Raw genomic sequence first — 26413 nt, forward strand, 5'->3', positions numbered from 1 at the left:
CGACCATCGGCATTTCTATTGCCGGGCTCGGTGGGTCCGCAATCGGTGCCTTTGAAATCCCGGGCTCGCAAAGCCCCGCCACAGAGGACGGGCCATCGTAATTGCGACCCACGCAGCGGGCGGCTAGCATAGCGTCATGTGCGCGGCCGGTGCTCCGCGGGCATGGCAAAGTTGCGTGGCAAGCTGATTGCCACGCCGAAAAGTGTTCCCTCCTTGCATCCTCCTCCCTCAGAGACCCTGTCATGACCCGATCTCCGCTCAGTCGTCGTGAATTCTTGCACCAGGCGGCGTTGGCCGGCACCGGCGTCGCCACGGTCGGCTTGCTGCCGCGCATAGCGCCTGCCGCGGCGCCGCGTTCGCCTAACGACAAGTTGAATATCGGCGTGATCGGCGTCGCCGCCCAAGGCGCTTACAACCTGGGAAACGTGGCGACCGAGAACATCGTGGCCCTGTGCGATATCGACCAGCACCGCCTGGCCGAGGCGGCCGACAAGCACCCGAACGCCAAGAAGTACGCCGACTATCGGCAGATGCTCGATCAAAAAGATCTCGACGCTGTCGTGGTTGCCACGCCCGACCATTCGCACGCCATTCCCGCGGTGTGGGCGCTGAAACGTGGGCTGGATGTGTATTGCGAGAAGCCGCTGGCTCATTCGGTCTATGAAGTGCGACAGGTCCGCAACTGGGCCGCCAAGCAAAAAGCGGTCACGCAAATGGGCACGCAGATTCATAACACCGGCGACAACTATCGCCGCGTCGTCGAGCTGGTGCAGGCGGGTGCGCTGGGAAAGGTCGGACGCGTACACGTCTGGAAAGAGAAGGATTCGCGCCTCGGGCACGGCAAACGGGTCAAGCAAGGTACGCCCCCGGACTACGTCGACTACGATTTGTGGGTTGGGGCCGCGCCGATGCGCCCCTTCGACGAATCGCACTTCCACTTCAATTGGCGCTACTGGTGGGATTTCGGCGGCGGCATCCTGGCCGACTTCGGCTGTCACTTCATGGACCTGCCGTTCTGGGCCCTCAACTTGCGCTATCCCAAGAGCGTGCAAGCCAAGGGCGAGATCACGTACCACGCCGACAACGACGTGCCGGACAACATGCAGGTCGATTACGAATTCCCGGCGCGCGGCGATATGCCGCCGGTACACCTCACCTGGTATCACGGCACGTGGAAGCCCGAGGGGGCCGAGGCCTATGGCAAGGGGAGCGCGGTCTTGTTCGAAGGGGAACGCGGCCGACTGCTGGCCGATTACGGCACGCGGAAGCTGTTCCTTGAACCGGGTCTCACCGCCGAGACGCCGCCGGAAACGATTCCGCCCTCGATCGGGCATCATCAGGAATGGATCCGCGCCTGCAAAACGCGCGACAACACGACTTGCAACTTCGACTATTCGGGCGCGCTGGCCGAAGCAGTGCTCTTGGGCAACGTCTCGTACCGCGCCGGCGGCAAGAAACTCGACTGGGATGGCGAACTGCTGAAGGCCACCAACTGCCCCGAGGCCGACAACTACCTGCAGCGCGAATACCGTCCCGGTTGGACGCTGTGAAGAAGTTGGCAGAGGGCAGCGGGCAGCCGGCAGAAAGGCAGTAGCCGGTAGTCAGTATCCGGTAGTCAGTAGTCAGTAGTCAGTAGTCAGTAGTCAGTAGTCAGTAGTCAGTAGTCAGTAGTCAGTAGTCAGTAGTCAGTGAGGGAGGCGCGTCCTCGGCTCCCTATTTTGCCGCCGGGCTTGCGCGGCGGTTTTGCTACGCGCCGCGCCTCTTACTCGCTCGCCGGAATCGATTCGCCGCGGACGATATCCTCGAACGATTGCCGGCTGCGCACGAGGTGCGCCCGCCCCGAGCGAATCAGCACCTCGGCGGCCAGCGGCTTCGAGTTGTAATTCGAGGCCATCACCGAACCGTATGCTCCGGCGTTCTCGATCACGACCAGGTCGCCTACCTCGGCAGCCGGCAAGCTGCGGGTGGCGACGAAGCCCCCTTCGTTCTGTGTGAAGATATCGCCTGACTCGCACAACGGTCCGCCCACCACCACGTCTGTCAGTGGACGTTCTGCTCGATTACCGCCGCGCGGCACGATCGACATCGGATGATACGACCCATACAGAATCGGTCGCGCCAGATTGTTGAATCCGGCGTCGAGCAGGTAGAACGTGTTGCCGCCCATCTGCTTGATCGCGCGAATCTCGCTCACCAGGTAGCCGCTTTCGGCCACCAGGTAGCGGCCCGGCTCGATCTCCAGATGCACCGGATGGCCGAAGGCGCTTTCCAGCCGCTTGCGCGTCTTGTCCCACAGCCCGAAATAAATATCCAGGTCGACGTATGACTCGCCGGACTTGTACGGCACGGGCAACCCGCCGCCGGCGCTGATCGACGTGATCGAGCGCCCGGCCGCCAGGGCCAATTTTTCCATGGCGTCGCAGACCTGCGACAAGTGCGCGAGGTCCGTGCCCGACCCGATGTGCAAGTGCAGCCCCGTTACGCCCAGCCCATGATGATCGGCGCGGCGCAGGCAGTCATCGAGTTGTTCGTGCCAGATGCCGTGCTTCGACTGATCGCCGCCGGTGTTCGTCTTGCGGCTATGTCCGTGGCCGAAGCCCGGGTTCACACGCAGCGTGATCGAACGCCCCGGCGCGACCGCGCCCAGTTGATCGATCATGTCGGGCGAGCCGCAATTGACGTGCAGCCCGAGCGCCACAACCAGGTCGAGCGATTCGCGATCGAAGATATCGGCCGTGTAGACGATCGGCGGTGGGTCGCCCGCGGCCGAATAACCGGCGGCCAGGGCGCGGTTGACCTCGCCCGCGCTCACGGCGTCGACCAGCACGCCGGCGCGGCGCACCAGGTCGAGAATCGCCAGGTTCGAGTTCGCCTTTTGCGCGTAGCGAATCGTGTCGAAGCTGCGCAGATCTTCGATCCGCTCTTGAATCTTGGCGGCGTCGTAAGCGTAAAACGGCGTGCCGAACTGCCGGGCGAGCTCGTCGACGCTCAGGCCCGCGATTTCGTGGCGCAAAACTGGAAAGGCATCGGCCGGAGCGGTCAGGGATCGGGTCGAGGATGTCATCGAAAAACCTGGAGGATAGGGGGCGAGAAATTCCAGTATATCAGGCCGTTTCTACACGACGAGGCGGCGGACTCACACGCTCTTCCATGGGCGTGCAACATGTCCACCGGCAAGAGGGGGCGGTTTCGCTACGGGTTCGCCTGGTGGTCGAGTCTCGACTGATAAACCGGTCAGAACGGTTGGCGAAACGTGCTCGGCGGCTGACGAACCCTATCAAGTTCCGGGCGACCAACCGCCGATTTGCACCGAAAGCGGCCCGGGCGATAGACTTATCACGGCAGGCCGCACAGGCGGTCAATCTTCCCCGGCGAAGCGAGCATAGGCATTTCCGATGGTCGAACGCACCAAGTATCAGCAGAACATCATCAAGCGCTTCTACGAGAACCAGGATGCAATCCTGACGCAGCGTCTGGGGGAGCAGATCACGGAGCTTTACCTGGCTGAGGGAAAAGCGCGCGAAAAGCAGTGGACGAAGGTGGTCGGCACGCTCGAAAAACTTAAAGTCCCTAAAGCCCGCATCGACCACGTCCGCAAAGCCGACAATCCTTCGCTAGTCGCCAAGGTGCTGGAAGAGATCCTGGCCAAGAACTGAGCCACTGGCTCGGAAGATTTTGCCACAGAGCACGCCGAGGACACAGAGAATCAGAAAATGAGTAGAGAGCGAGGGAATACCACTTCTTTCTCTTACTCATCATTCTGCACTCTTACATTGGCATTCCTCGGTGCCCTCTGTGAACTCGGTGGCCGGTCGGCTTTCTGACTACCGACTACTTCCTCTGTGCTCACTGCCTGCTGCCCTCCGCCGACTGCCTACTATCTAATGCACCAGCACGCCGGAGTAGAACTTCTCCTCGCCGCGATCGGTGCGCAGGACGAGTGCTCCATCGTCGGCGATTTTCACACAGGTGCCCTGAGCGCGCCGCGTGCCTGATTCGATCGTGATCTGCTTGTCATGCTGCAGGCAGGCGCGGTTCGCTTTGCGCCCGACTTCCGCCGCATTGGCTGCCAATTGTCCTAGATGAGGCCACAGTCGGCCGAGCAGTTCCAGGAGCACGTCGGTGCGCGACAATTCGCGCCCGGCCAGATCGGCCAAGGACGTTGCCCGTTCGCGCAGTTCGGCCGGGGCCGCCGCCGCGCGATTGTTCACGTTCAGGCCGATCCCCAGCACGTGCTTGCCGTTGGGCAGTCCCTCGACCAGGATGCCGGCCAGCTTGCGTCCCGAGGCAAAGACGTCATTCGGCCAGTGCAGTCCCAGAGACCCGCCAGGAATGGTCGGCCGTACCGCATCGACGATCGCCAAGGCCACGGCGAGCGACATGAGTGGATAGTTCTGCCGCTTGATCCCTTGCGCCGCGGGATCGAACACCACGCTGCACGCCAGGCTGCCGGGGCCCGTCCACCAGCGGTTGGCGCCGCGCCCGCGGCCGGCCGTCTGCTCGTCGGCGATCACAAGCGCCGTCTCATCCGCCGGCAAATCGAGTGCAATATCGCGGGCCCGATCGTTCGTCGATGTGAGCTCGACGTAATGCTCGACGTGCGAGAGCGACCCCTCGCGCAGCAAACGTTCGACATCGATGGTGGACGAGGGCATGGGGAATTAGTGGGCAGTCGGCCGAGGGCAGATGGCAGTGAGTAAAGAGTCGGTAGTCAGTGGTCAGCGCGTGGGGGCCGGCATCAATTTCCTATTTAGCCGCCGGGCTTGCCCGGCGGGCTACGAATCAAGAAGCGCGGGGCAAGCGCCGGCGGCTAAGTAAAGGTTGACGCGAACCGCGTTCTCGTCGCTGCCCGCTGCCGACTGCCCTCTGCCCGCTACTCACTGCCCCTGCTTCTCCGGGTGCAAATAGACGAAACTCTTGCCCAGTCGGCCGCCGTAGTTGCCGGCCGAGATCTTTACCAACCCCGGCGTTTCGACCGAGGCAGCGATCGCGGCGTGCGTCGCGCGGGCGATCGTCGGCAGATCGGCGCCGTTGATGATGATCTCCATGATCGAATGGACGCCCGAGGGCACTTTCGACTTCTCGCCCAGCTTGTCGCGCAGCGTCGGACAGAACTCGGCGTAGGTGCTGGCGATCGTGAACGAGTACCGGCTGCCGGCCTTCGACCCGCTGGCCGCGATGCCGCCGGGAAAGGGCATGATCACGCCGGGCGTGGCGGCCACGGCTCGCGTGCCCGCCTCGGCCGCCGCGAGGGCCGCGTCAAGCGTCGCGCCCATGTACCACAGGTTGCCCCCCATCAACCCATCGCGAAACCCAAAGCGCCGATCCAGAGCGAACTCGCCTCCCAGGATCGGAATGACCCACACGGGGCGATCGTTGCGCACGTCGCGGAATTGGTAACCGTCGCCGAAGAAGGCGATCTTGCGCCCCAGCTTGAAGTAATCTTCACTGGTTTGAGCGTTACCGTCGATCAGGTTGAAGCAACTGGTCGTCGGGCAGGTGAGCACATTCTGGCTCAAACGCACCAAGAGCGAGCGCTCGAGCGCCTCGCGCCGGTCCTTGCGGAACCGCGGCACGTGAAACTGCACGATCGCGCCGGGGCGCCCGTCGGGCGTGGGAAAGCTGGTGTCGCCCCCCGGTCCCACGTAGCGGTCCAAACCCGCCTCGCAATCGCACAAAATCGTGCTCGAGGCATTGCCCGTGGCGGCCCGCACGGCCTCGTCCAGCCATTTACGGTCGCGGGCCGTGATCAGCACCTCGGCATAGATGCTGCGAAAGGCTTCGGCGTAGGTGTCTTCGACTTCGGCTCGGTGCGTCACGCCGATCCTCGCCCCCGGCCGGGGTAAATGTCTTTCTCGGTGATGATCTTGTCCATGAAGATGTCATGTTCGCCGACCGGAATCTCGGGGAAGAGCTGGCACTCAAAGGCCAGAGCCACGAGCGGCGCGTCCGGGCGGGCGTGCTCGAGCAGCTTGTCGTAGTAGCCCATCCCGTGCCCCATCCGCGCCCCGCGCCGATCAAAGGCCACGCCCGGGACCATCACCAGGTCCAGTTCCTTGACGTCGATTCGCTTGCCCGGTGCGTCACGCAGCTCGGGCTTGGGCTCGAGAATCTTGTACATGCCGATCGACAGCTCGTCCATGTTCTCCAGCAGGAACAACTCCAGTTCGCCGTCGACGCAGTACGGCACTACGATCCGCTTGCCGTGCCCCAGGGCGCCCGGCAATGAATGCCGGGTGCGGACCTCGGTACGGACGTCGACATAGAACATCACCGTACCGGCGGCGGCATATTCCGGCAGGGCCATGAATCGCTCGACGATTTTTTCGCTCAAGGGCTCCTTGTCGAGCTGCGCCTTGCGATTGGCGTGGGCCTGCTCGCGAATCTCGGTCTTGCGGGCGCGTAACTGCTCGGCCTGATCAACGTTCATGGCGTCTCTCGGGGCGGTCGGGACGAGTGGGAAAAGCGTGCGAACTGCTGTCGATGCACCGCTATCGTAAAAAAGCAGCGACCATTAGGCAATCGGTCCGGGTTGCGCGCGGTCGCTACGGCAGCACATTGCGGATGAAACGCCGGGTGCCATGCTCACGCTTGCGTGAGCATGTGGCCAAGGCGAAGTCAGGCCTCTTCGTGATCCAGCATGGCCACGGCAAGCGTGGCCATGGCACCCAAACCAAAAAATGCCTGACAGGTCACCAGGTCGCCTGGACGCCGTGCCAGCCTTTTGCCAGACTCCGCCCTCTTGGCACATCCTTGGGGCTTGGAAAACCGACTGCGCTATGATGGATTGCCCGCGAACGACGACGCGACGCGATCGTTTGGTAGCCGTGCTCGCCTGCACGATTCTGCTGTTCGCGGGCTGCCAGCACTATTCCACGCGCGAAGCGTCCCCCAGCAAAATCGAGCCGCCGAAAGATTCGAGCGAAGCCACGGCCCGCCGAGTCTTGCTGCGCGGCGCCGGCTCAGGCCTCACACCGCAGGCCCGCAAGGTCGAGCAGAGCCTGGGGTACCAGTAAGACGAAGTGATGAGTGCGGAGTGAGGAGTGATGGACGAAGGAATGAATACCTTTTTCGCTCAGCACTCATTACTTACCGAGTAGCGCTTCCGAAGATCCGGTCGCGCTCGCGCTGGTTGTAGGCCAGCTTTTCCGCCTGGCTCATGCGCTTGAAGTCGGGCGCGCCGTCGGTGGACGCTGAAGGTTGGGCAGCGGCCTTGTCCGGGCAGCCACAAGCCGACGGTTCCGCCGGGGCGGCTTTCTTCTTACCACCGCAACCACAACCGCAATCCTTTTTCTTCTCGCCGGTCGTGGCGGAAACGCCTGCCGGTACGGTCACTGTACTTCCGCCGCCGTAGCTCATCACGCCGGTGCGCAGCTCCAGATCTTCGGCGAGCGAGCGTTGCGGCTTGATCGATAGCTTCTGTAGCACGCTGTGATACGCCCGCACTGCCTCTTCGGGACTGATCAGGCGATCGGTAATCAGCCGCAGGAACTCGACAAAGGCCAACTGGTTCTCGGCCTGGTTGATTTTGCGGCCGAAGAGCGCCACGCGGGCGCCGTATTTCTGTGCCTCGGAGATCAACTTGAACGCGTCGTACGTTGTGCCCGCGCCGCCGCCGAGTATGCCGACCACCAGGTGCGGATCGTACGCAACCAGTTCTTCCATCGCCTTTGGGCCGTGATAGACGACCTTCAAGAACACCGGCCGGCCAGCCTGGGCCACGCCGGCCAGCGTGCGAGCGATCGAATCGTTAATGAAATGCGGCAAGTTCACACTATCGAGTCCGACCGGGGCGTTCGGGTCGAAGACTTCGAGGAAGTGGCGAAAGCCCTTGCTTTCGGCCTCGATGCGGAAGCGGCGATACTCTTCGACCGCCGCGAGGTCTTCGTCCAGGCGATTGTTGAACGTAATGCTGTACAGGCCGAGGTTTGCCCCGCGGCCGCGCTCGCCTGCCGCGCATTCGACGTGCCCGCACTGGATGTGATCGATCGCGGCGGTGCGAAACGGCCGTGACGGCTCTTCGATGTACTTGTTGCCGCGCAGCACGAAGATATCGCTGGTGTCGTTCGCCCGGGCGGCGGGCGTGACGTGGCTATTCTCGAACAATCCTTCTTGAATCGTGAGCAGGTCATTGCTGCTGGCGGACATGAGCATGATATCGACCAGACCTTGCCGGACGATCTGCCGCATCTGCTCGCGGTATTCGGCCAGCGTCCGCAGGCGGACTTCGCCGGCGTGCATCTCGGGCGACTGGCCCGGCGCGCCGATGCCGAACGCCATGTCGGCGTCCTTGGCGTCGGCAATGATGAACTCGCGCGAGCCCGACGGATCGGCGTGAATGGCGGCCAGTTTGCGATCGAGCGATTTTTGCATGGCGGATTTTGAAGACATGTTGAGTGCGTTGTCCGCGGCGGCCCTTCCCCTCACCCTGACCCTCTCCCGGCGGGAGAGGGAATTCTGTTAGTGGGCGGCGCCCACGCGGGATAGCACCGTGTCGATCGTTTCGCGCAACACCTGGCCACTCTTGCGCAGAGCCTGCACTTCCTTGGGCCACAATTCAATTTCCAGGCGATCGACCACGCCGGCCCGGCCGACGACCGTCGGCACCGATAGGGCCACGTCGCGGATGCCGTAGCACCCTTGCTGCACACTCGACACCGGCAGCACGCGCCGGCGATCGAGCGCGATCGATTCGATCACTTCCTGAATGGCGATGCCCACGGCGAAGCCGGCGCCACCTTTTTTCTTGATGACTTCCGCGCCCGAGCCGCGCGTGCGCGTGAACAACTCGTTGGCCAGATGCGGCGTCCAGCCGGGGTATTTATCGAGCGGTAAACCGGCCGCCGTTGCGCACGACCAGATCGGCACCATGCTGTCGCCATGCTCGCCCAGGATCACGGCCGAAACCTGCGTTGGCGCGGCGTGCAAGGCCGTCGCAATCAAACTGCGAAAGCGGATCGTATCGAGCTGCGTGCCCAGCCCCAGCACTTGCGACAGCGGCAGATCGAGCCGGTCCGCAGCCAGATAAGTGAGCACGTCGACGGGGTTCGACACCACCAGCACGATCGCGTCGCGGCGATAACCGACGCGGCGCACCTCGTCCAAGATGCTCAAGAATAAATCGACGTTGCGATTGATCAGATCCAAGCGGCTCTCGTCCGGCTTGCGCCGCAGCCCCGCCGTGATGCAGATCAGGTCGCTGTCGGGAATGTTTTCGTAGCCGCCGGCGTGAATCATCTGATCGGCGACCAGCGGGCTGCCGTGAGCCAGATCGAGCGCCTGGCCGGCCGCCCCCTCGGCATTCGCATCGAGCAAGGCGATGTCGCGCACGATGCGGCCGGTTTGCAAGGCGAAGGCGGTGCAAGAGCCGACAAGACCCGCCGCGCCGATAATGCTGACTTTCATGGATGAATCTCTAGCTGGTCTGTTCTTCAAACCCTCTCCCTTCGGGAGAGGGCAGGGTGAGGGGCAAAACGCTCCGCACCGCAACGAGTTATTGCTGTTTGTCTGATTACGGACATGGTGCCCACAGGGCACCCTACTTGTCGTTCGTTGTCCTTAAACCCTCTCCCCTCGGGAGAGGGCAGGGTGAGGGGTGAAACGTTACCTTGCTTTGACGCGTTTCTATCTCTGATGGCTCCGACCCTCCCTCGATCCCTCCCTGAAAGGGAGGGAGGTTTGCGAGCGCACATTCCTCTACTTCGATAGCGCCGCCAGGACGCGATCCGTGATCGCCTGGATCAGCGCGTCTTGATCGTTCGTGACGGGCGCGCCGTTGGCCGACGGCCTCGGCGTGGCGCCAGGCGTGCGCGGGGCGGCCGGGGGCGCCTCGAACGCGCGTCGCTGGACTCCGGAATCCTTCCAACTGTCGCGGAAGATGTCGTTCGCGCAGATGTCGCAATTCTCCATGCCCGCTTCGAGCCGGGCGTCCTTGAAGCCCCACTTTTGCTTCAGGTCCAACAGCTCGCGCGTCTGTTCAGGCGTGAAGAACGTGACGCGGCCGAGTTGCTTCGACAGCATCAGGATGCGGCAATAGGCGTCGAGGATTTCGGTCCACCAGTACGCCCGCTCGAGCGATTCGCCGAAGCTGACGGTGCCGTGGTTGGCGAGGATGATCACGTTCGATTTTTTGACGAACGGCAGCACCGTGTCGGCGAATTTCTGGCCGCCCGGCGTCTCGTACTTCGTGATCGGCACGTCGCCCAGGAACACTTCGACCTCGGGCAGGACGCATTGTGGGATCGGCTCCCGCGCCACGGCGAAGGCCGTTGCATGGGGCGGATGGCAGTGGACGCAGCTTTTCACGTCCGGGCGCTCTTTCATGATCGCCAGGTGCAACAGCACCTCGCTCGTCCGTTTGCGGCTGCCCGAGAGCTGCTTTCCCTCCATGTCGACGCTGCAAATATCCTCGGGCTTCATGAAGCCTTTGCAGATCATCGTGGGCGTGCACAACACTTCGTTGTCGCTGATGCGGATCGTAATATTGCCGTCATTGGCGGCGGCGAAGCCTTTGTTGTAGAGCCGCTGCCCGATCTCGCAGATATCTTTTTTCAGTTGATGAATGTTCATGGCTTTCCGTCGTTCTCCGTGCTGAAAGTGTTTCTTACCGTGTTGTGTCTGTAGGGTGCTCTGTGAGCACCGTGGCTCGTTCTTCGTTGCTATTTAATGTGGTGCCCGCAGGGCACCCTACGTTGGCTGTCTTTCGTCCAAACCCTCTCCCGTCGGGAGAGGGCAGGGTGAGGGGCAAGGCGTTGCTTGTCTCTACACGCTTCTGTCTCTGACCGCTCTCACCCTCCCTCGATCCCTCCCTGAAAGGGAGGGAGGTTTTCATGTAGGGTGCTCTGTGAGCACCGTGGCTCGTTCTTCGTGCTATTTAATGTGGTGCCCACAGGGCACCCTACTTGCTATCCGCGCTTCTTCTTGTTTCCGTTGGCAATGTCGACTGAGTCAAGGATGGCCGCGTTGTACGCATCAACCGGTTTGTCGTGTGGCCGAAACGGCTGGGCCGCTTCGCCTCCTTCACTGATCGCGATGAGCGAGCCGTCGCCGGCGCCGAGGTCGTCGTAGACGACGATCGGTTCGCCCGCGCCGGCGCTGCCACTCGACAACTCGACCAGCGTCAGTGGCACGGCCAGGCGAAACGAAGCGCCCGTCAGGCTGGGATGCCTGCGGCTCAACGTCACACTGCCAATCACTTCGCCGATACGCATCGGTCTTTGGTCTTTCTGGCGTTCGTCTTTTCGGGCCCGCCGCGGCGGGCGTTTTATCGCTCAAACGCTGGGAAAATGTACGTCAAGCAACTCGGGGACGCGTCGCGGCCAGCCCGTGCGAAATTCCGTGATGAGCCGGCGAAATGCGGCCGGCGCCACCCTCGGATCGAAAGCCAGCAGGTTTGCCGCCACTTCAAACATCGCCAGCCGCACGGTCGCAACATCGCGACCGCCCACCGCCCGCACGCCTGCGAATCGATTGGCCAGGCACGCCGCTGCCTCGGGACGGCTGGTGAGCAAGACGGTCGGCCGGCCACCGCGCGCCGCGTGATCCGCCAACTCGCCGATAACGCTGGCCAAGCCCGTGGCCGCGATCCGTTCGATGGCAATACCGTCTCGCGCGAGCGTTTCGACAAAATCGGCTGCGGCTTTTACGCGTTCGCCCTCGCCCAGCTCAGCCACGCCCAGCACGATTGCCACATTCGCCGCGGCCTTGGTTCCGGCCGTGTACGAAACCGTGATCTTGCGCTCGCGGAACACGTCACGCGCCGACGGCGTCACCACCGCCCCGCGCGCGAGCACGACGTGGCGAATGCCGGTCAGTCGATGTTCCAGGGTTGCAAGGGTCACGAGGCGTTCCGTGATTTCCAGTGGGGCTGAATCCGATCCGTTGCTCGTTGCTGCCGGAATCGATGGCTGTTCGGGCTTCCTCTGTTCGTTCGCTGTCGTCGCAGGTTGACTGCGTAGCTGAGCGACGACCTGCCGCACGATCTCATCAATGTCGACTTCCAGAGGCATCAGCGGGCGGTAGTCCGTCTATCTCGGTCTGACTCGTATTCGTGTAAGCACTGGTGGGCGAGCCACCCGTGGCACCGTACGTTGCTAACTGTTTGGTATTCCGATCACGCACCAGCGGACCGGTGTTGTTTCGTCGCCAAGCATTTCGCGGGTGTATTTTCCGTCGCTGGTGATCATGACGGTTTCGCCCACGCCCGCCCCGAGCTGATCGGCCGCCAGGACCGGTTCGCCATCGGGGGACTGGCCATCGGCCAGAAGCGTCTGCACAACGAGCAGCTTCACTCCGGAGAGTGACGCGTGCCTGCGTGTGGCGGTCGCGGTTCCAACAACAAGTCCGAGTTGCATGAGCAGTCGTCAGTAAGCAGTAGTCGGTAGTCAGTAGTTCCCTCTCCCCTTGGGAGAGGGCAGGGTGAGGGCTCAAATCACGCGCAGGTCGTCGATCATCGAGCAGCGGCGTTCGCGCGTGAACGTCAGTGGCGTGGTCACGCCTTCGCCCGTGGGCGTGGCGATCGAGAACGACAGGTAACCTTCGCCGCCGAGTCCCAGCGACGCCATGCACGGACCGTTCTTCACGAATAGAGTCGTGTCCATCGCCCGGCCCATGCGGGTCATGTTGCGCACGTTGTTCGAGTGAATGATGCTCGTGTGGCGGAAGCCGTGTTCGAAATGCTTGGCCTTCGCAATCGCCTCGTCAACGTCGCGAACGCGCACGAACGGCACGAACGGCATCATCTGCTCGACGGGGACGAACGGGTTGCTCTCGTCGGTCTCGCCGAACAGCAACTCAGTCGATGCGGGCACTTGCTTGCCGATGCCGGCAGCCAAGAAGCCGGCGTCCTGACCCAGAAAATCTTTACTCGGTACGTCGTGCTTGTGCTCGCCTTCGCCCACCGTCGTGATTGCCACGCGGGTCAGAGCGTCGACTTCGCGGGCCGACAACCGTGCGGCCCCGGCCCGATCCATCGCCGCGAGCATCTGGTCAAACACTGAGCTGACGACGAACACTTCCTTCTCGGCGATACAGAGCAGGTTGTTATCGTACGAAGCGCCTTGAATGATCGAACGGGCGGCGCGATCCAGGTCGGCCGTTTCGTCAACCACGACCGGCGGGTTGCCGGGCCCGGCCACGATCGCCCGCTTGCCCGAGTTCATGGCGGCCCGTGCCACGGCCGGTCCACCGGTGACGCAGATGAGTTTGATGCCGCGATGGCGGAATATCTGGTCGGCGGTTTCCAGCGTCGGCTCGGCGATGACGCAGATCAGGTTGTCGATGCCCAGGTCGCGGTAAATCGCTTCGTTAAAGCGGCGCACGCCTTCGGCGGCCACGCGTTTGCCGCTGGGATGCGGATTTACCACCAATACGTTGCCGCCGGCGATCATGCTCACGGCGTTACCGGTGATCGTGGGCAGCGAGTGAGTGACCGGCGTGATCGCGCCAATGACGCCGAACGGCGCGTGTTCGATCACGGCCAGGCCGTGGTCGCCGCTGAAGACTTCGCTGCGCATGAACTCGACGCCTGGCGTCTTTTCGCCGAGCGTCTTCAGCTTCTCGATCTTGTGGACCAGGCGGCCGATCTTGGTTTCTTCCATTTCCATCGTGCCCAGTTCGACCGATTGCTCGATCGAGATGCGGCGGATGTGGTCGATGATCCGCTTGCGATCTTCGATCGTGCGGTCCGAAAGCTGGTGGAAGGCCTCGGTGGCCGCGGCGACTGCTTCGTCAACACACGTAAAAATGCCGAAGCGGCCGTTGAAGCCGCGACCGTTCGCGGCCGGCGGCACGCGACCATTAGTCGCCAATGGCGTGGTGCCGATGCGGGCGAGCACTTCCTGGACAACGCTGCGAATGACGGCTTCAGTGGCTTGCATGATGATTCTTCAACCGTGGTTGTTGAGTGACTTTCCTGTGAAGTTCAAAGTCCGTTTGGCTGTCGTCTTACTCCCCTCCCTATCAGGGAGGGGTTACGGGAGGGGCAAAGCGTTCTGGCGGTTATGATTGCCGCGTTCTGCATCGAGATTGATGTCGATCATTTCTCCCTCACCCTGCCCTCTCCCGGAGGGAGAGGGTTTTATTTGTCGGCCCGTTCTCCCGGAGGGAGAGGGTTCTATTTGTCGGCCCGTTCTCATCAAAGGGGCAGGTTCTACTTCTCTCCTTCGCGGCTGTATACGCTCTTGTGATCGACGTGCACGCTGTCGACGATGCCGATGATCGTCGTATCGACGGGCAGGTTCTTGGTTTCCGGCGTGAGCCGGGCGCTCGAGCCCTGCACGATCAATACGAATTCATCCTGCCCGGCGCCGACGGTGTCGACCGAAACGAACGTCCGGCCGGTCGAAACCAGCCGATCGCGATTCTGGCCGTCGACCCGGTACGGCTCGACGATGAGCAGCTTGTGGCCAATCATCGAGTTGACTTTCTGCGTGGCGACGACACTGCCGGTAACTTTCGCAACAAACATACGACTAACCTTGTAAGAGTTCCTTCGCCTGCCGTGCCACGACGATTTCTTCGTTCGTGGGCACGACCCACACTTGCGTCCGGCTGCTGGCGGCATGAATCGGCGCTTCGCCCGTGGCCGCCTGGTTGGCCGCCGCGTCGAGCTCGATGCCGAGCTCTGCCAGTCCCTGGCACACCGCCGCGCGGATCGTGCGGCCGTTCTCGCCGATGCCCCCGGTGAACACGATCACATCCGCCCCGCCCAGCTCGACCAGGTACGCCCCCAGGTAATGCCGAATGGCGGCCACGTAAACGTCGAGCGCCAGTTGCGCGTCCTTGCTTCCCGCCGCGATGGCCGCCTCGAGATCGCGCACATCGCCGCTGGTGCCGCTGAGCCCTGCCAACCCGCCGCGCGAAGCCAACATCTCGAGCACTTCGGCCAACGGCTTGCCAGTGCGCTCGACGATCATGGCCACCGCGTACGGATCGAAATCCCCCGCGCGGTTGTTCTGCGGCAGACCGGTCTGCGGGCTCATTCCCATGCTCGTGGCCACGCTCTGTCCATTGCGAATGGCGCACAGCGAGCTCGAGCCGCCCAAGTGGCAAGAGATGATCCGCAAATCGTTGCGACCCAGAATCTCGGCCGTGCGCTGCGCGATGTAGCGATGGCTGGCCCCGTGAAAACCCCAACGGCGCACGTGGTACATGTCGGCCCACTCGCGCGGGATGGCATAGAACCGGTTGCGATCGGGGATCGTCTGGTGAAAGCCCGTTTCGAAGGCCGCCACCAGCGGAATTTCGGGGAGCTTCTCGCGCAGCAGCCGCATGGCAGTGATGTACGGCGGGTTATGCGCCGGCGCCACCGAGCTCATTTCATCCATGGCCGCGAGCACTTCGGGTGTGACGCGCTGCACGCCGCTGAAACTTCCGCCGTGTACGGCCTTGAAGCCGATGGCGGCCACTTCGGCGGCATCCTGGATGCAGCCCGTCTCAGGGTCCGTCAACTGCTCCAAGCAGCGGCGCACGGCCACGGCGTGATCCGGCACGGACGAAACGAGCTCACGGCGCGTGCCGCCGATGTCGACGTACGAACGACTTTCGGCCGAACCGATGCGTTCGGTCCCGCCGCGCGCGAGCTGGCGCTCGTCGGTCATGTCGTACAGCCGATACTTGAAGCTCGTCGAGCCCAGGTTGGCCACCAGGATCTTCATCTTAGGTCGTGCGCTCCGTCTAACTGGGAAGAATGTCGAACGTCCGTTTACGACAGGTACGCCTTGACCAGCCCTTCGCTGGGGCGAGGAATGACGTGGCTGGCCGTGAGCTCGCCGACCTTGGTGGCCGCCGCGGCGCCTGCCTCGACCGCGGCACGCACGCTACCGACGTCGCCTTGCACGACGGCCGTCACGAGTCCGCCGCCGATGGCGACTTTCTTGATGATCCGCACGTTGGCGGCCTTGGCCATGGCGTCGGTCGCTTCGACAAGCGCCACGAGCCCCTTGGTTTCGACTAATCCGATCGCGTCTTGCATGACTTGAACCTTCTGTTAAAGCGTTTTTGTACTTGGTGCTCGGTCACAAATGCAGAATGCGTTTTTCACCACGGAGGCACGGAGACACGGAGAATTCGACATTTGCCTTTCGACATTCGTCATTTCCACCTCCGTGCCTCTGTGTCTCCGTGGTGAAGCTCTTCATCCTCAGTCGGCGCCCTTGCTGCCGGCGGTCGGCATCACGCCCTTGAGATCGTCGTGCGGGCGAGGAATGACCTGCACGCTGACAACTTCGCCAATCCGCCCGGCTGCTGCGGCACCGGCGTCGGTCGCGGCCTTCACCGCAGCCACGTCGCCCGTGACGAACGCCGTCACCAGGCCACTGCCCACCTTGTCCCAGCCGAGAAACTCGACGTTCGCGGCCTTCATCATTGCGTCGCTGGCTTCGATCAGGGTTACGAAACCCTTCGTCTCGATCATGCCCAACGCTTCCATCGCTTTCGCCATGTCACGGGTACTCCAGAAAAACCAAGAACAAACAGAAACTCGAAAACTCTTTGTGCCTGCACTTTCGTCAGGCGTTCATTCCCTCTGCTTAACCCTCCTCCCGTGGCGTCAAACCCTCTCCCTTTGGGAGAGGGCAGGGTGAGGGGCACATCGTTCACTTACCTGTCGCGTGTTTCTTGCCGAACGCTTCGACCATCCCCTAACCCCTCCCTGACAGGGAGAGGGATTCGTGCCTTAACGCTTTGGCCCTTTACTGCTTCAACAATTCCACTTTCGTCGCGTGATCCAGATCGGCGGCGTTGCCTTCGTCAGTATCGATGTGCACTTCCAGCTTGCTGGTGGCGTCGGCCCGCACCAGCAAGTCCTCGTAGACCGTGGTGCAGGTCGATTCGATCCGCAGCCGCATCCGCTCGCCGTTCTTCACGCCGTAGAAGGCTGCCGTTTCGTTGCTCATGTGGACGTGCCGCTCGGCGCGAATCACGCCTTCCTTCAACTCGACCACGCCGTTTGGCCCAACGAGCACGCAGCCCGGCGTGCCCTGAATCTTGCCACTGGCACGCACCGGGAGATCGATGCCCAACGAAATGCCGTCGGTGAACGCCAGCTCGACCTGGCTGGCCGGCCGCGTGGGTCCCAGCACGCGCACGCTGGGGAGCATCCGTCGTCGCGGGCCGACAACCATCACGGTTTCCTCGGCGGCGTAGAAGCCATCTTGATACAGCGGCTTCTGCGGCGTCAGCTTGCGGCCCGGTCCGAACAGTGTCTCCACGTGCTCGTCGGTCAAATGGCAATGCCGGGCCGAGATGCTGACAACCAGCTTCGGCACGCCCGGGGGGGCGCTCGATTTGCCGAGGACGATCTCGCGCACGATGCGCTCGATGGTCGTTCGATCCAGGGTCGGCGCGCTAGCGGTTGCAAGGCTCATGCGTTTTTCAACGGTTGTGCATCAGGAGGTTCGGCAATGACGAGGTCGACGCCCGCCGCTTTGACTTTCTTCTTCCAGGCCGCGTCGATCTCGTGATCGACGACCAGGTAATCGACACGTTCCAGGGCGCACAAATGCGCCAGGCTCTGATGGCCGAACTTGGTGCTGTCCGCCACCACGATCACCTCTTCCGAGGCTTGCAGCATCGCCTGCTCGGTTTCGACCAACAGCAAGTTGCTGTTGTAAAACCCGCGGTCGTTGATGCCGGCCACGCTGAGCACCGTGCGGCGCACGTTCAGGTTCGCCAGCATCTGATTCGCGTAGGGACCGAGCGACACGCCGGTGCGCGGATAAACGTAACCGCCAACGAGCACCAGATCGGTCGAGGCGCCCGAGGCGAACAGATTGGCCACGGGCAGCGAGTTGGTGACGATTTGCAAGTGGCGGCCAACGAGCAGCCGCGCCACTTCGTAAGTCGTGGTCCCACCATCCAACAAGAGCGTGTCGCCATCCTGGATCAGTTGCGCGGCCCGGGCGGCGATGGCACGCTTCTTGTCCCACTGCGCCGGCTGGCGCTCGTCGAAATGCGGCAGCTTCGGCGACGAGCCGGTGTAGAACACGCCGCCGTGGGTGCGCTTGGCGCTGCCGGCGTCCTCGAGGAAATCGAGATCGCGGCGCACCGTCGACTCGGACACGGCCAGCGCGTCGGCCAAATCGGGCAATGCCGCAAAGCCGCGTGAGCGGACGAGTTCGAGCAAGCGGGACCGCCTTTCTTCGGCTAGCACGGGACCATTCCGCGAGGATTCTGGCAGGAGGTTGGCAAACGTGGCTCCATTATGTGCGCATTTGTGATAGATAACAATCACTAATTGGCACTACGGATGGCCGGTATAGCCATATTTCAGCAGGTCACGCCCAAACTCGGGCGGCGATTGGAAATATACAACACCCCAAAGGGGTGGGTTTCGCGGCTCGCGGGGCGCGGGGAGAATGATGGTGGATATGGCCTCGGCCCTCCACTTCTCGAAACGGCTTCTCACTCGCCCCCCGTCGGCGACTCCGACGGGCTTTGCCTTGCGACAATTCGCAGGGCTCCAGGACATCGCGCTGTGGCTCGAGCTGCGCAACCGGGCCTTCGCCCGGGCCAAACCCGGCATTCTTAGCTGGGACGCGACGGACTTCGCCCGCGAGCTGACAGAGCGCCCCTGGTGGTCGCCCGACCGGCTGTGGTTTGCCCTGGCCCACGAGCCGGGGGCTGACCAGCCGCTGCCGGTCGGCACGGTGGCACTTGCCGAACGAGCGGCCGGCCCCGAGGCGGTCGCCGCCGTGCATTGGCTGGCGGTGCTCCCCATGTGGCGGCGTCGCGGCGTGGCCCGGCTGCTGATGGCCGCGCTCGAAGAGCGTGCCTGGGATCTAGGCTACCGCACGATCGCGCTGGAAACCCATGCAGGCTGGACTGCCGCGAAACAGCTTTATGAATCGCTCGGATATCTACAGGACCCTGGAGAGACGTTTATGCGTTAGCGATCAGACGCGAAGCGAGTGCCCAAGAATCCCTCTGCGATTCCCTTTCTTGTCAAAGGTGGCAAATGGACACGAAGCAAGCGCAACTGTACGCGAAGATTCTGGCGTTCGAGTTTGATGAGCCTGGCACCTGCCGCACGTTCGCGGCGCGGCTCGCCGAAGAGAACGATTGGTCCGTCGAATTTGCTGACCGAGCCGTTTTCGAATATCGGCGGTTTCTCTTTCTCGCCATGGCCGCCGGACACGTCGTCTGTCCTTCGGAAGAAGTCGACGAAGTCTGGCATCTGCACCTGATCTACAGCCGCTCGTACTGGCAGCGCCTGTGCGGCGAAGTGCTCGAGCGTCCGCTGCACCACGATCCGTCGCGCGGCGGTCGCCAGCAGTACCACAAGCATCGCCGCATGTATGCCGAGACGCTCGATAGTTATCGGCGGCTGTTCGGCGAAGAGCCGCCGGCCGATCTGTGGCCTGATGTCGAGAGGCGGTTCTCGCCGCATCGCAAAGACCAGCCGGCCGATCGATCGCGATACTGGATGATCCGCAAACCGGTTCTGTGGTGGCGTGTTCGCTCATGGTGGCGAAAATTCAGCACCGGCGTGGCCTTCACTTTGATGGCCACTGTGCCACTCTTCGGAGTCGCCATCGATCATCCGTTCAACATGCATGGGCCGGAATTCCTGGCGTTCTACGCGTGCCTGTTGATCGTCGCTTTCGGGACAGCGGTCACGGTGCGTCTGCTGGCGAAGCGGTCGTCGGACATGAACAAGAAGGGAGACAGCTCGCCGCTCGATCCGTATCAAGCGGCGTATCTCAGCGGCGGACCGGGCTGGGCCCTGAAGACCGCCATTGCACGCATGCTGGCCGATCACGAAACCATCGTCACCCGGACAACACCGCTTCGTCTTGGCCGATTCGGGATATCGAAAACGACGGGGCATCCGCTCCTCCGCGCCCTATCGATGGCTATGCCGGCGGCACCACAGGGAGCGAGCATGGGCGGTCTGAGAGGAAATGCTCAGGATGCGTTAGACAATCTCGCTGAGTCGTTGCAAACCCGCGGCCTCTTGATGTCGCCGCAGCGTGCATCAATTGCTCACGTCGTGCCGCTGGCGATCATGGCCACGACGATTGGCGTGGGACTGATCAAGATCATTGTCGGGCTCCAGCGGCATCGCCCCGTCGCGTTTCTCGTGTTGATGTGTGTCTTGGCCGTGATCGTAACGCTGCTGGCGTTCGCTCGCCGGGTCTATCGGACAGATGCCGGGGATCGGCAGCTCTTATCGCTGAAGCTCGGGAATCAGCATTTGCGCAAAGAGGCTCGCGATTCAGAGTTCTCGGCGCATGACTCCTTGCCGCTAGCGATTGCGCTGTTCGGCTTTGGCGTCTTGCTTGGTGGCCCTTATCAGAATCTCGCTCGTTCGCTCGATCCCAACGCGAAAACCAACTACCCAGCGAAGGGGCATCGCATCTGGGGCAATAGTTGCGGAGGCATTGGCGTCGGCTGTGGGGGTGGCGCCGGCGCTAACCTCGGCGGCGGCGGACATGGCTGTGGTGGCGGAGGGGGCGCCGGCTGTGGAGGCGGCGGCGGATGCGGCGGGGGAGGTGGTGGTTGCGGTGGAGGGGGCTGCGGAGGATGCGGCAGCTAATGTCGACTGCTTTTCAATCGCGACCTGCGTGTTCCGCGTGCCACTGCTGGCTTGTCCAGCAGTGCATTGGCATCGAGCAAACACTGGTGGACAAGCCACCAGTGGCACACGATGCGGCTCAGCCCGGCAACACGCGCACGCGCCGCCCTTCGACTTGCAACCGGCCCGCGGCGAACAAGCGCAGCGCCTCGGGCAAGGCCTCGCACTCGGCCGCGAAGACCCGCGCGGCGAGCGATTCGGGCGTGTCGTGCTCTTCGACCGGCACGACGTGCTGCAAGATGATCGGCCCGTGGTCGTACTCGTTGTCGACGAAGTGAACCGTGCAGCCCGACACTTTGGCTCCGTAGTCGAGCACGGCGCGATGCACACGCAGACCATACGCGCCGCGCCCGCAGAAAGCCGGTATCAGCGCGGGATGGATGTTCATCACGCGATTGGCAAAATCGGCCGGCACCGGCGCGAACTTCAAGAAGCCGGCCATCACGACCAGGTCCGGCTTCGCTTCTCGACAAGCCGCGAAGATCGCACGGCCAAACTCATCGTCGCTGGCGAATTGATTGCGTTGGCAGATGTGCGTGGGTATCTGCGCGGCTTCGGCGAATTTCAATCCGCCCGCTGTAGGATTGCTCGAGATCACTCGCTCGACCCGCGCCGCCAGGCGGCCATCGGCCATGCGATCAAGCAGATTGCGCAGCGTGGTCCCACCGCCGGAGATGAGCACGACAAGTTTTAGCGGTGCGGTGCTCATGGGTAGGGTGCTCTGTGAGCACCAGCATTCTTATCGGAAAGCAATTTCTTTTCGCTCGGTGCCCACAGGGCACCCTACGGTCATCTCGCGTTTCACCCTCTCCCTTCGGGAGAGGGCAGGGTGAGGGGCAAACCGCTCACTCAACGAACACGTGTCCCTTGCCGAACGCGTCGACCCTCCCCTAACTCCTCCCTATTCAGGGATTGGCATCTTGCCGCGATGCGAACGCGGTGCCCACAGGGCACCCTACTTAAGGCGCTTCAAATAAATCTGCACGCTCTCGCCGGCCAGCTTGATCTCGACCGGCCCAATACCGGGCAAAGGCTCGAACACGATCTTCACGCACAAGGTTTCGCTCTGCACGTATTCGGCAAAATCCTTGATCGCCTGGCGCAGCACGGCACTTTCGGTGACGATCCCCAGCTCGATGCGGTCGGTGTATTCGCAGTCTGTGTCGCGGCGCTGATTCTGGATCGAGTGGACCAGATCCCGCACGTGTCCCTCGGCCACGAGCTCGTCGGTCAGCTCGGTCGACAGCACGACGACGGCGGCCGGACCTTGCGCCGCGGCCCAGCCGGGCTTGGCCTGCAGGCGGACTTGCAAATCTTGTGCGTCGAGCGTGACCGATCCGTCGGGCAGGTCGAAGGTGACGGCGCCCTCCGCCTCCATCCGCGCCAGGAGCTGCGCCGCGTCCGCCTCGGCGAGCGCTTTTTTCAGCGCCGGCAATTGCTTGCCCAGTCGTGGTCCGAGACGTTTCAGATCAGGCAGCACCGTGTAGCTGATGTACTGATCGGCTTTCTGCGTGTACTCGACCTGCTTGACGTTGAGTTCGTCTTTCACCAGGCCGTTGTGCTCTTCGAGCCAGGCGCGATGCGTCGGGTCGGCCAGGATTACTTCGACTTTGGCCAGCGGCTGCCGGACTTTCAGCTTGGCGTTCATTCGCGCGCTGCGACCGAGCGAGACAATTTCGCGCACCAGGTTCATCCGCACCGACAACTGCTCGTCGGTCTCCGCGGCGTTGGCCGACGGATAATCGCACAAGTGCACGCTTTCGGCGGCGCGATCGCCGAACGGCTCGCGCACCAGCCCTTGCCAGAGCGTCTCGGACAAAAACGGCACGAATGGCGCCACCAATTTGGCCGTGGTCACCAGGCATTCGTACAAAGTCCAATAGGCGTCGAGCTTGTCCGAGCCTTTACGAGCGGACTCGCCACTCCAGAAGCGCGACCGGCTGCGGCGCACGTACCAGTTCGACAGGGCGTCGACAAACTCCGTGATCCGCGCGCAGGCGTTGAAGTTGTCGTAGGCGTCCATTCGCTCGACGACCGCGGCGCTCGTGCGGGCGAGCTCACTGAGGATCCAGCGATCGAGCTCGCTGCGCTGCGCCACCGGCCGATAATCCGCCGCCCGCGCCAAATCCTCGGGCGCGAGCTGCCCGGCCTCGCCCGGCAAAGACTTCGCCGGATCGAAGCCGTCAATATTGGCGTAGATCACCAAAAAGCTGTAGACGTTCCACAACCGCAAGAGGAACTCGGGGATGCTGTCCTTGATCGCCTGCTCGTTGTAGCGAATCGAGGTCCACGGCGGCTGATTGGCGAAGAAGTACCAGCGCAGCGCGTCGGCCCCGTAGCGATCGAAGATCTCGCCCGGCTCGCGATAGTTCCGCTTGCTCTTGGACATCTTCTGCCCGTCTTCGCCGAGCATCAGCCCCAAGACGATGCAGTTGCGGAACGGGTGGGGGAACTTCACGTCGCCGAAGACCAGCGTGCTGATCGCCAGTTGGCTATAGAACCAACCGCGCGTCTGATCGATCGCCTCACTGATGAAATCGGCCGGGAAGTTTTCCTGAAATCGTTCTGCGCTGTCGCTCGCCGGGTAACCCCATTGGGCGAACGGCATCGCGCCCGAGTCATACCAACAGTCGATGACTTCGGTGACGCGCGTCATGCGGCCGCCTTTTTCGAACGGCGAGTCGTACGTGATGGCGTCGATGTACGGCTTGTGGATCTTCAGATCGTCGACCAGCTCGGGATTCTTCTTTTTCGCGGCGTCCCACACTTCGGTGCCGCGCACGCCGGGCTTTGCAATCAGCTCGGCATAGTTGGCCACGGCTTCCATCCGACCGGTCTTATCGCAAACCCAGATCGGTAGCGGCGTACCCCAGTAGCGTTCGCGCGACAGGGCCCAATCGACGTTGGTGGCCAGAAAGTTGCCGAAGCGGCCATCCTTGATGTGCTCGGGCAGCCAGTTGATCTCGGCGTTATTGGCGAGCATCTGCACTTTGAACTGTGATGTGCGAATAAACCAGCTTCTGCGCGGATATTGGATCAGCGGATCCTCGTCGGCCCGCCAGCAGAACGGATAGTCGTGCAGGTACTGTTCTTGATGCCAAAGCAGTCCGCGATCGCGTAGGTTGCGTGATATGTCGCGATCGCAGTCTTTAACCCAGCGGCCCCGATAATCAGGCGCCTCGGCGGTAGACCTATCTCCAGGCGGTCCAAGGTCGAACTTACCGTCCGAGGCGACAGGGCAAAGCAGATCCGGTCCGCTGCCGTTTGACCCAAACGTGCGGCGTTCGTTATTGAGGACCTCGAAGTCGTCCTCGCCAAATGCTGGTGCAATGTGGACAATGCCTGTGCCGCTGTCGGTAGTAACAAATCCCGTACCCACGATTCGCCAGCCGACGTACCTTTCACTCTTCGCGACCTCCACTTCGACGTCGGCCGTGTCCAGGCCTTGTTTGTGGAAGTAGTAGTTCGCAACGGTCGCTTCCATCGGCGCGTAGTCGACACGTCCGAGCACATTGCCGAGGCTCCTGTAGTAATAGTCAAAGGGCGGCACATAGCGGCAGCCGACCAGCTTTGAGCCCATCAGCTTCTTCTCGACGTGCAGCTCGCGCTTGACCTTCGCGGCAAGCGTCTCGACCAGGGCCGAGGCCACGATCAGCTTGTGCGTTTGCCCGTCGTGCTCGTCAACGACGACGGAATACTCCAACTCGGGATGCACGGCCGCGAATTGATTGCTCGGCAGCGTCCAGGGCGTGGTGGTCCAGACCAACAGGCTCGTGTTCGCGTCGAGCCCCAGCTTTTCGGTTTTCTCGTCGACAACTAGCGGAAAGCGCACGAACACGCTCGGGTCGGCCACTTCGCGATAGCCCTGGCCTACTTCGCCCGAACTGAGTGCCGTGCCGCCTTGTGCCCACCACCAGACGATTTTGTGCCCCTGGTAGAGCAGACCGCGATCGAACAGATTTTTGAGCGACCACCAGACGCTTTCGACGTAGCTCTGGTGATACGTGACGTAGGCATGATCCAGGCGGATCCAAAAGCCGATCCGTTCGGTGAGCCGTTCCCACTCTTGCATATAGCGCCACACGCTCTGCTGGCAGCGGTGGATGAAGGGCTCGATGCCATAGGCTTCGATCTCTTCCTTCGCGTGGATGCCCAGCTCTTTGCAGACTTCGACTTCGACCGGCAGCCCATGCGTGTCCCAGCCCGCCTTGCGTTCGCAGTAGCGTCCGCGCATGGTCTGGTAGCGCGGGAAGAGGTCCTTGATCGCCCGCGTCAGGCAGTGCCCCGGATGCGGCATGCCGTTGGCCGTGGGGGGACCTTCGTAGAAGACGAATTTTGGCGATCCCTCGCGGCGGGCGAGCGACTTCGCATAGATCGCGCGCTCGCGCCAGAAGTCGAGCACTTGCTGTTCGAGCTTGGGAAAGTCGGCGTTGGGCGTAGGGCGAAACATAGGCAGATTCGAACAAATCGACGTACAACGAGCGGCGCAAAGCGGCCCGCAAGGACCCGCCTTCGGGTTCGCCGGTGCGCCTACGGCGGCCTGACAAACAAGTGGTCAGGGGCACCCAGGGAATTTCCCATACAAGAATTAGGGCCACCCGGGCCGCCCTGACGAATAGCCCACTAGAGCAGCCAGGGGGCGTTTTTTCAATCGGGGGGGAGAGGTGCCAACATCTGCGAAACAGACTCCGCTGGATGGCGGACCGCTTCACTTACCGCTCCACGGCGATCCGCTGTAGTGCCCCCAGCACGATCGCCCGCAGCTTCGGCTCGCTCTCGGCGGCCGCGGCCAGGATCATGTCGATATTGGCCGGCTCGAGCGCGTCGGGGAAGCACATGTCCGTGATCACCGACAGCCCCAAGACCCGCATGCTCGCGTGGACGGCCACGATCACCTCGGGCACGGTCGACATGCCGACCACGTCCGCGCCGATCGTCCGCAGGAAACGATACTCGGCCCGGGTTTCCAGATTCGGTCCCGTCACCGCTACATAGACACCCCGATGGGCGGTAAAGTTCTCGAGCCGGGCGATCTCCAGGGCACATTCGATCAAAGCCGGGTCGTAGGGGCACGACATGTCCGGGAAGCGCGGGCCCAGGGCTTCGTCGTTCACCCCTATCAGCGGGTTGTCCCCGAGCAGGTTGATGTGGTCGTCGATCACCATGATGTCGCCGCGGCGATAGAACGGGTTCATGCCGCCGCAAGCGTTCGAGACGATCAGCGTGTCGGCCCCCAGCGCCTTCATCACGCGCACCGGAAAGGTGAGCTGCTGCTGGCTGTACCCTTCGTAGGCGTGAAAGCGTCCTTCCATGGCCACGACGCTCGCGCCGCCGAGCTTGCCACAGACGAGCTGCCCGGCATGGCTGATCGCGGTCGAGCGCGGAAAGTGCGGGATCGCATCGTAGGGAATCGTGACGGGTGACTCGATCTCGCGCGCGAGTCCGCCCAGCCCGGTGCCCAGGATCACGCCGGCCTGGGCGGTGCCCTGCCATTGGGTGCGGATGTACGTCGCGGCCTCGGCGATTTGTGCGGCAAGGTGAAGCATTGGCTCGTTCACGCGCGGGGAAGGTCCGGGGAAGCCCGATCAGCGAGCAATGTACGCCACCAGCCGAAAAGCGACCAGTGCCACGTGAGACGGGTGCGCACGCGGGTGGTGAAACGATCGTCCAACGCCTTTTCGTGGCGCAAGCGTCCCGCCCGCGGAACCGTCGATGAGAGCACGCGGCTGAACCGATCGGACGAATTCGCAGGCGAGACGCCTGCACCACAATCGCGTTCTTGAAGCTGTGCCCGGCAATCTGCTGCTCGCCGAGCACCTTACCGATCAGCCGTGGAGA

At 62.7% G+C, this 26413-nt stretch carries 25 protein-coding genes; 5 read left to right on the forward strand and 20 right to left on the reverse strand.

What is annotated here, in order from left to right:
• Nucleotides 1-242 precede the first annotated feature (242 nt).
• Nucleotides 243-1550 (forward strand): Gfo/Idh/MocA family oxidoreductase, encoded by a 1308-nt coding sequence (locus VHD36_20225; protein ID HVU89667.1) that lies wholly within the window; start codon nt 243-245, stop codon nt 1548-1550.
• A 212-nt stretch (nt 1551-1762) separates the two neighbouring features.
• Here VHD36_20225 and lysA read toward each other — a convergent pair whose 3' ends face one another.
• Nucleotides 1763-3064 carry a diaminopimelate decarboxylase gene (lysA, locus tag VHD36_20230; GenBank protein ID HVU89668.1) on the reverse strand — a complete coding sequence of 434 codons (1302 nt, stop codon included), beginning with the start codon at nt 3062-3064 and terminating at the stop codon, nt 1763-1765.
• 331 nt (nt 3065-3395) lie between these two features.
• On the opposite strand from lysA, the gene VHD36_20235 reads away from it, so the two are divergent.
• A complete protein-coding gene (locus VHD36_20235; protein ID HVU89669.1) occupies nt 3396-3656 on the forward strand; it encodes a hypothetical protein in 261 nt (86 codons plus the stop codon).
• A gap of 225 nt (nt 3657-3881) precedes the next feature.
• On the opposite strand, the gene VHD36_20240 is transcribed toward VHD36_20235, so the two are convergent.
• From VHD36_20240 to VHD36_20250, 3 genes are all read right to left on the reverse strand, one after another.
• A complete protein-coding gene (locus VHD36_20240; protein ID HVU89670.1) occupies nt 3882-4655 on the reverse strand; it encodes a biotin--[acetyl-CoA-carboxylase] ligase in 774 nt (257 codons plus the stop codon).
• A 222-nt stretch (nt 4656-4877) separates the two neighbouring features.
• Nucleotides 4878-5819, reverse strand: a complete 942-nt coding sequence (gene fhcD / locus VHD36_20245; GenBank protein ID HVU89671.1) for a formylmethanofuran--tetrahydromethanopterin N-formyltransferase — start codon at nt 5817-5819, stop codon at nt 4878-4880.
• Nucleotides 5816-6430, reverse strand: coding sequence for a 5-formyltetrahydrofolate cyclo-ligase (locus VHD36_20250; GenBank protein ID HVU89672.1), 615 nt, complete (start codon nt 6428-6430; stop codon nt 5816-5818). Before VHD36_20250 ends, fhcD begins: the two co-directional genes overlap by 4 nt.
• Nucleotides 6431-6779: 349 nt before the next feature.
• Between VHD36_20250 and VHD36_20255 the strand changes: the two genes are divergently transcribed.
• A complete protein-coding gene (locus VHD36_20255; GenBank protein HVU89673.1) occupies nt 6780-7016 on the forward strand; it encodes a hypothetical protein in 237 nt (78 codons plus the stop codon).
• A 73-nt stretch (nt 7017-7089) separates the two neighbouring features.
• On the opposite strand, the gene VHD36_20260 is transcribed toward VHD36_20255, so the two are convergent.
• The 13 genes from VHD36_20260 to VHD36_20320 all read right to left on the reverse strand — a co-directional run bounded on the left by VHD36_20260 (nt 7090) and on the right by VHD36_20320 (nt 18124).
• Nucleotides 7090-8391 carry a hypothetical protein gene (locus VHD36_20260; protein HVU89674.1) on the reverse strand — a complete coding sequence of 434 codons (1302 nt, stop codon included), beginning with the start codon at nt 8389-8391 and terminating at the stop codon, nt 7090-7092.
• A 69-nt stretch (nt 8392-8460) separates the two neighbouring features.
• Nucleotides 8461-9405 carry a lactate/malate dehydrogenase family protein gene (locus VHD36_20265; GenBank protein HVU89675.1) on the reverse strand — a complete coding sequence of 315 codons (945 nt, stop codon included), beginning with the start codon at nt 9403-9405 and terminating at the stop codon, nt 8461-8463.
• Nucleotides 9406-9696: 291 nt separating this feature from the next.
• Nucleotides 9697-10569 (reverse strand): class II aldolase/adducin family protein, encoded by an 873-nt coding sequence (locus VHD36_20270; GenBank protein ID HVU89676.1) that lies wholly within the window; start codon nt 10567-10569, stop codon nt 9697-9699.
• Between the two features lie 335 nt (nt 10570-10904).
• Nucleotides 10905-11210 carry a EutN/CcmL family microcompartment protein gene (locus VHD36_20275; protein ID HVU89677.1) on the reverse strand — a complete coding sequence of 102 codons (306 nt, stop codon included), beginning with the start codon at nt 11208-11210 and terminating at the stop codon, nt 10905-10907.
• 60 nt (nt 11211-11270) lie between these two features.
• Nucleotides 11271-11840 (reverse strand): hypothetical protein, encoded by a 570-nt coding sequence (locus VHD36_20280; protein ID HVU89678.1) that lies wholly within the window; start codon nt 11838-11840, stop codon nt 11271-11273.
• 252 nt (nt 11841-12092) lie between these two features.
• Entirely contained in the window at nt 12093-12353 is a 261-nt protein-coding gene (locus VHD36_20285; protein ID HVU89679.1) for a EutN/CcmL family microcompartment protein, read from the reverse strand.
• A gap of 72 nt (nt 12354-12425) precedes the next feature.
• A complete protein-coding gene (locus VHD36_20290) occupies nt 12426-13877 on the reverse strand; it encodes an aldehyde dehydrogenase family protein (GenBank protein ID HVU89680.1) in 1452 nt (483 codons plus the stop codon).
• Nucleotides 13878-14149: 272 nt separating this feature from the next.
• Nucleotides 14150-14467 (reverse strand): EutN/CcmL family microcompartment protein, encoded by a 318-nt coding sequence (locus VHD36_20295; protein HVU89681.1) that lies wholly within the window; start codon nt 14465-14467, stop codon nt 14150-14152.
• A 4-nt stretch (nt 14468-14471) separates the two neighbouring features.
• Nucleotides 14472-15656 carry an acetate/propionate family kinase gene (locus VHD36_20300; protein ID HVU89682.1) on the reverse strand — a complete coding sequence of 395 codons (1185 nt, stop codon included), beginning with the start codon at nt 15654-15656 and terminating at the stop codon, nt 14472-14474.
• 47 nt (nt 15657-15703) lie between these two features.
• Nucleotides 15704-15973, reverse strand: coding sequence for a BMC domain-containing protein (locus VHD36_20305; protein ID HVU89683.1), 270 nt, complete (start codon nt 15971-15973; stop codon nt 15704-15706).
• 168 nt (nt 15974-16141) lie between these two features.
• Nucleotides 16142-16441, reverse strand: a complete 300-nt coding sequence (gene eutM, locus VHD36_20310) for an ethanolamine utilization microcompartment protein EutM (GenBank protein HVU89684.1) — start codon at nt 16439-16441, stop codon at nt 16142-16144.
• 250 nt (nt 16442-16691) lie between these two features.
• A complete protein-coding gene (locus VHD36_20315; protein HVU89685.1) occupies nt 16692-17366 on the reverse strand; it encodes a phosphate propanoyltransferase in 675 nt (224 codons plus the stop codon).
• Complete coding sequence (locus VHD36_20320; protein ID HVU89686.1) at nt 17363-18124, reverse strand: DeoR/GlpR family DNA-binding transcription regulator; 762 nt, start codon at nt 18122-18124, stop codon at nt 17363-17365. Before VHD36_20320 ends, VHD36_20315 begins: the two co-directional genes overlap by 4 nt.
• Before the next feature lie 244 nt (nt 18125-18368).
• On the opposite strand from VHD36_20320, the gene VHD36_20325 reads away from it, so the two are divergent.
• Together VHD36_20325 and VHD36_20330 are read left to right on the forward strand one after the other, a co-directional pair.
• Nucleotides 18369-18890 carry a GNAT family N-acetyltransferase gene (locus VHD36_20325; GenBank protein ID HVU89687.1) on the forward strand — a complete coding sequence of 174 codons (522 nt, stop codon included), beginning with the start codon at nt 18369-18371 and terminating at the stop codon, nt 18888-18890.
• 65 nt (nt 18891-18955) lie between these two features.
• Nucleotides 18956-20536 (forward strand): TIGR04222 domain-containing membrane protein, encoded by a 1581-nt coding sequence (locus VHD36_20330; protein HVU89688.1) that lies wholly within the window; start codon nt 18956-18958, stop codon nt 20534-20536.
• Nucleotides 20537-20654: 118 nt separating this feature from the next.
• Here VHD36_20330 and purN read toward each other — a convergent pair whose 3' ends face one another.
• The 3 genes from purN to VHD36_20345 all read right to left on the reverse strand — a co-directional run bounded on the left by purN (nt 20655) and on the right by VHD36_20345 (nt 26121).
• Nucleotides 20655-21284 (reverse strand): phosphoribosylglycinamide formyltransferase, encoded by a 630-nt coding sequence (gene purN, locus VHD36_20335; protein HVU89689.1) that lies wholly within the window; start codon nt 21282-21284, stop codon nt 20655-20657.
• A gap of 246 nt (nt 21285-21530) precedes the next feature.
• The gene (gene ileS / locus VHD36_20340; GenBank protein HVU89690.1) at nt 21531-25025 is read right to left on the reverse strand and encodes an isoleucine--tRNA ligase; all 3495 of its coding nucleotides are present in this window, start codon (nt 25023-25025) and stop codon (nt 21531-21533) included.
• 262 nt (nt 25026-25287) lie between these two features.
• Complete coding sequence (locus VHD36_20345) at nt 25288-26121, reverse strand: purine-nucleoside phosphorylase (GenBank protein HVU89691.1); 834 nt, start codon at nt 26119-26121, stop codon at nt 25288-25290.
• Between the last annotated feature and the right edge of the window lie 292 nt (nt 26122-26413).

This window comes from Pirellulales bacterium (genome assembly GCA_035546535.1).
GTDB lineage: Bacteria > Planctomycetota > Planctomycetia > Pirellulales > JACPPG01 > JACPPG01.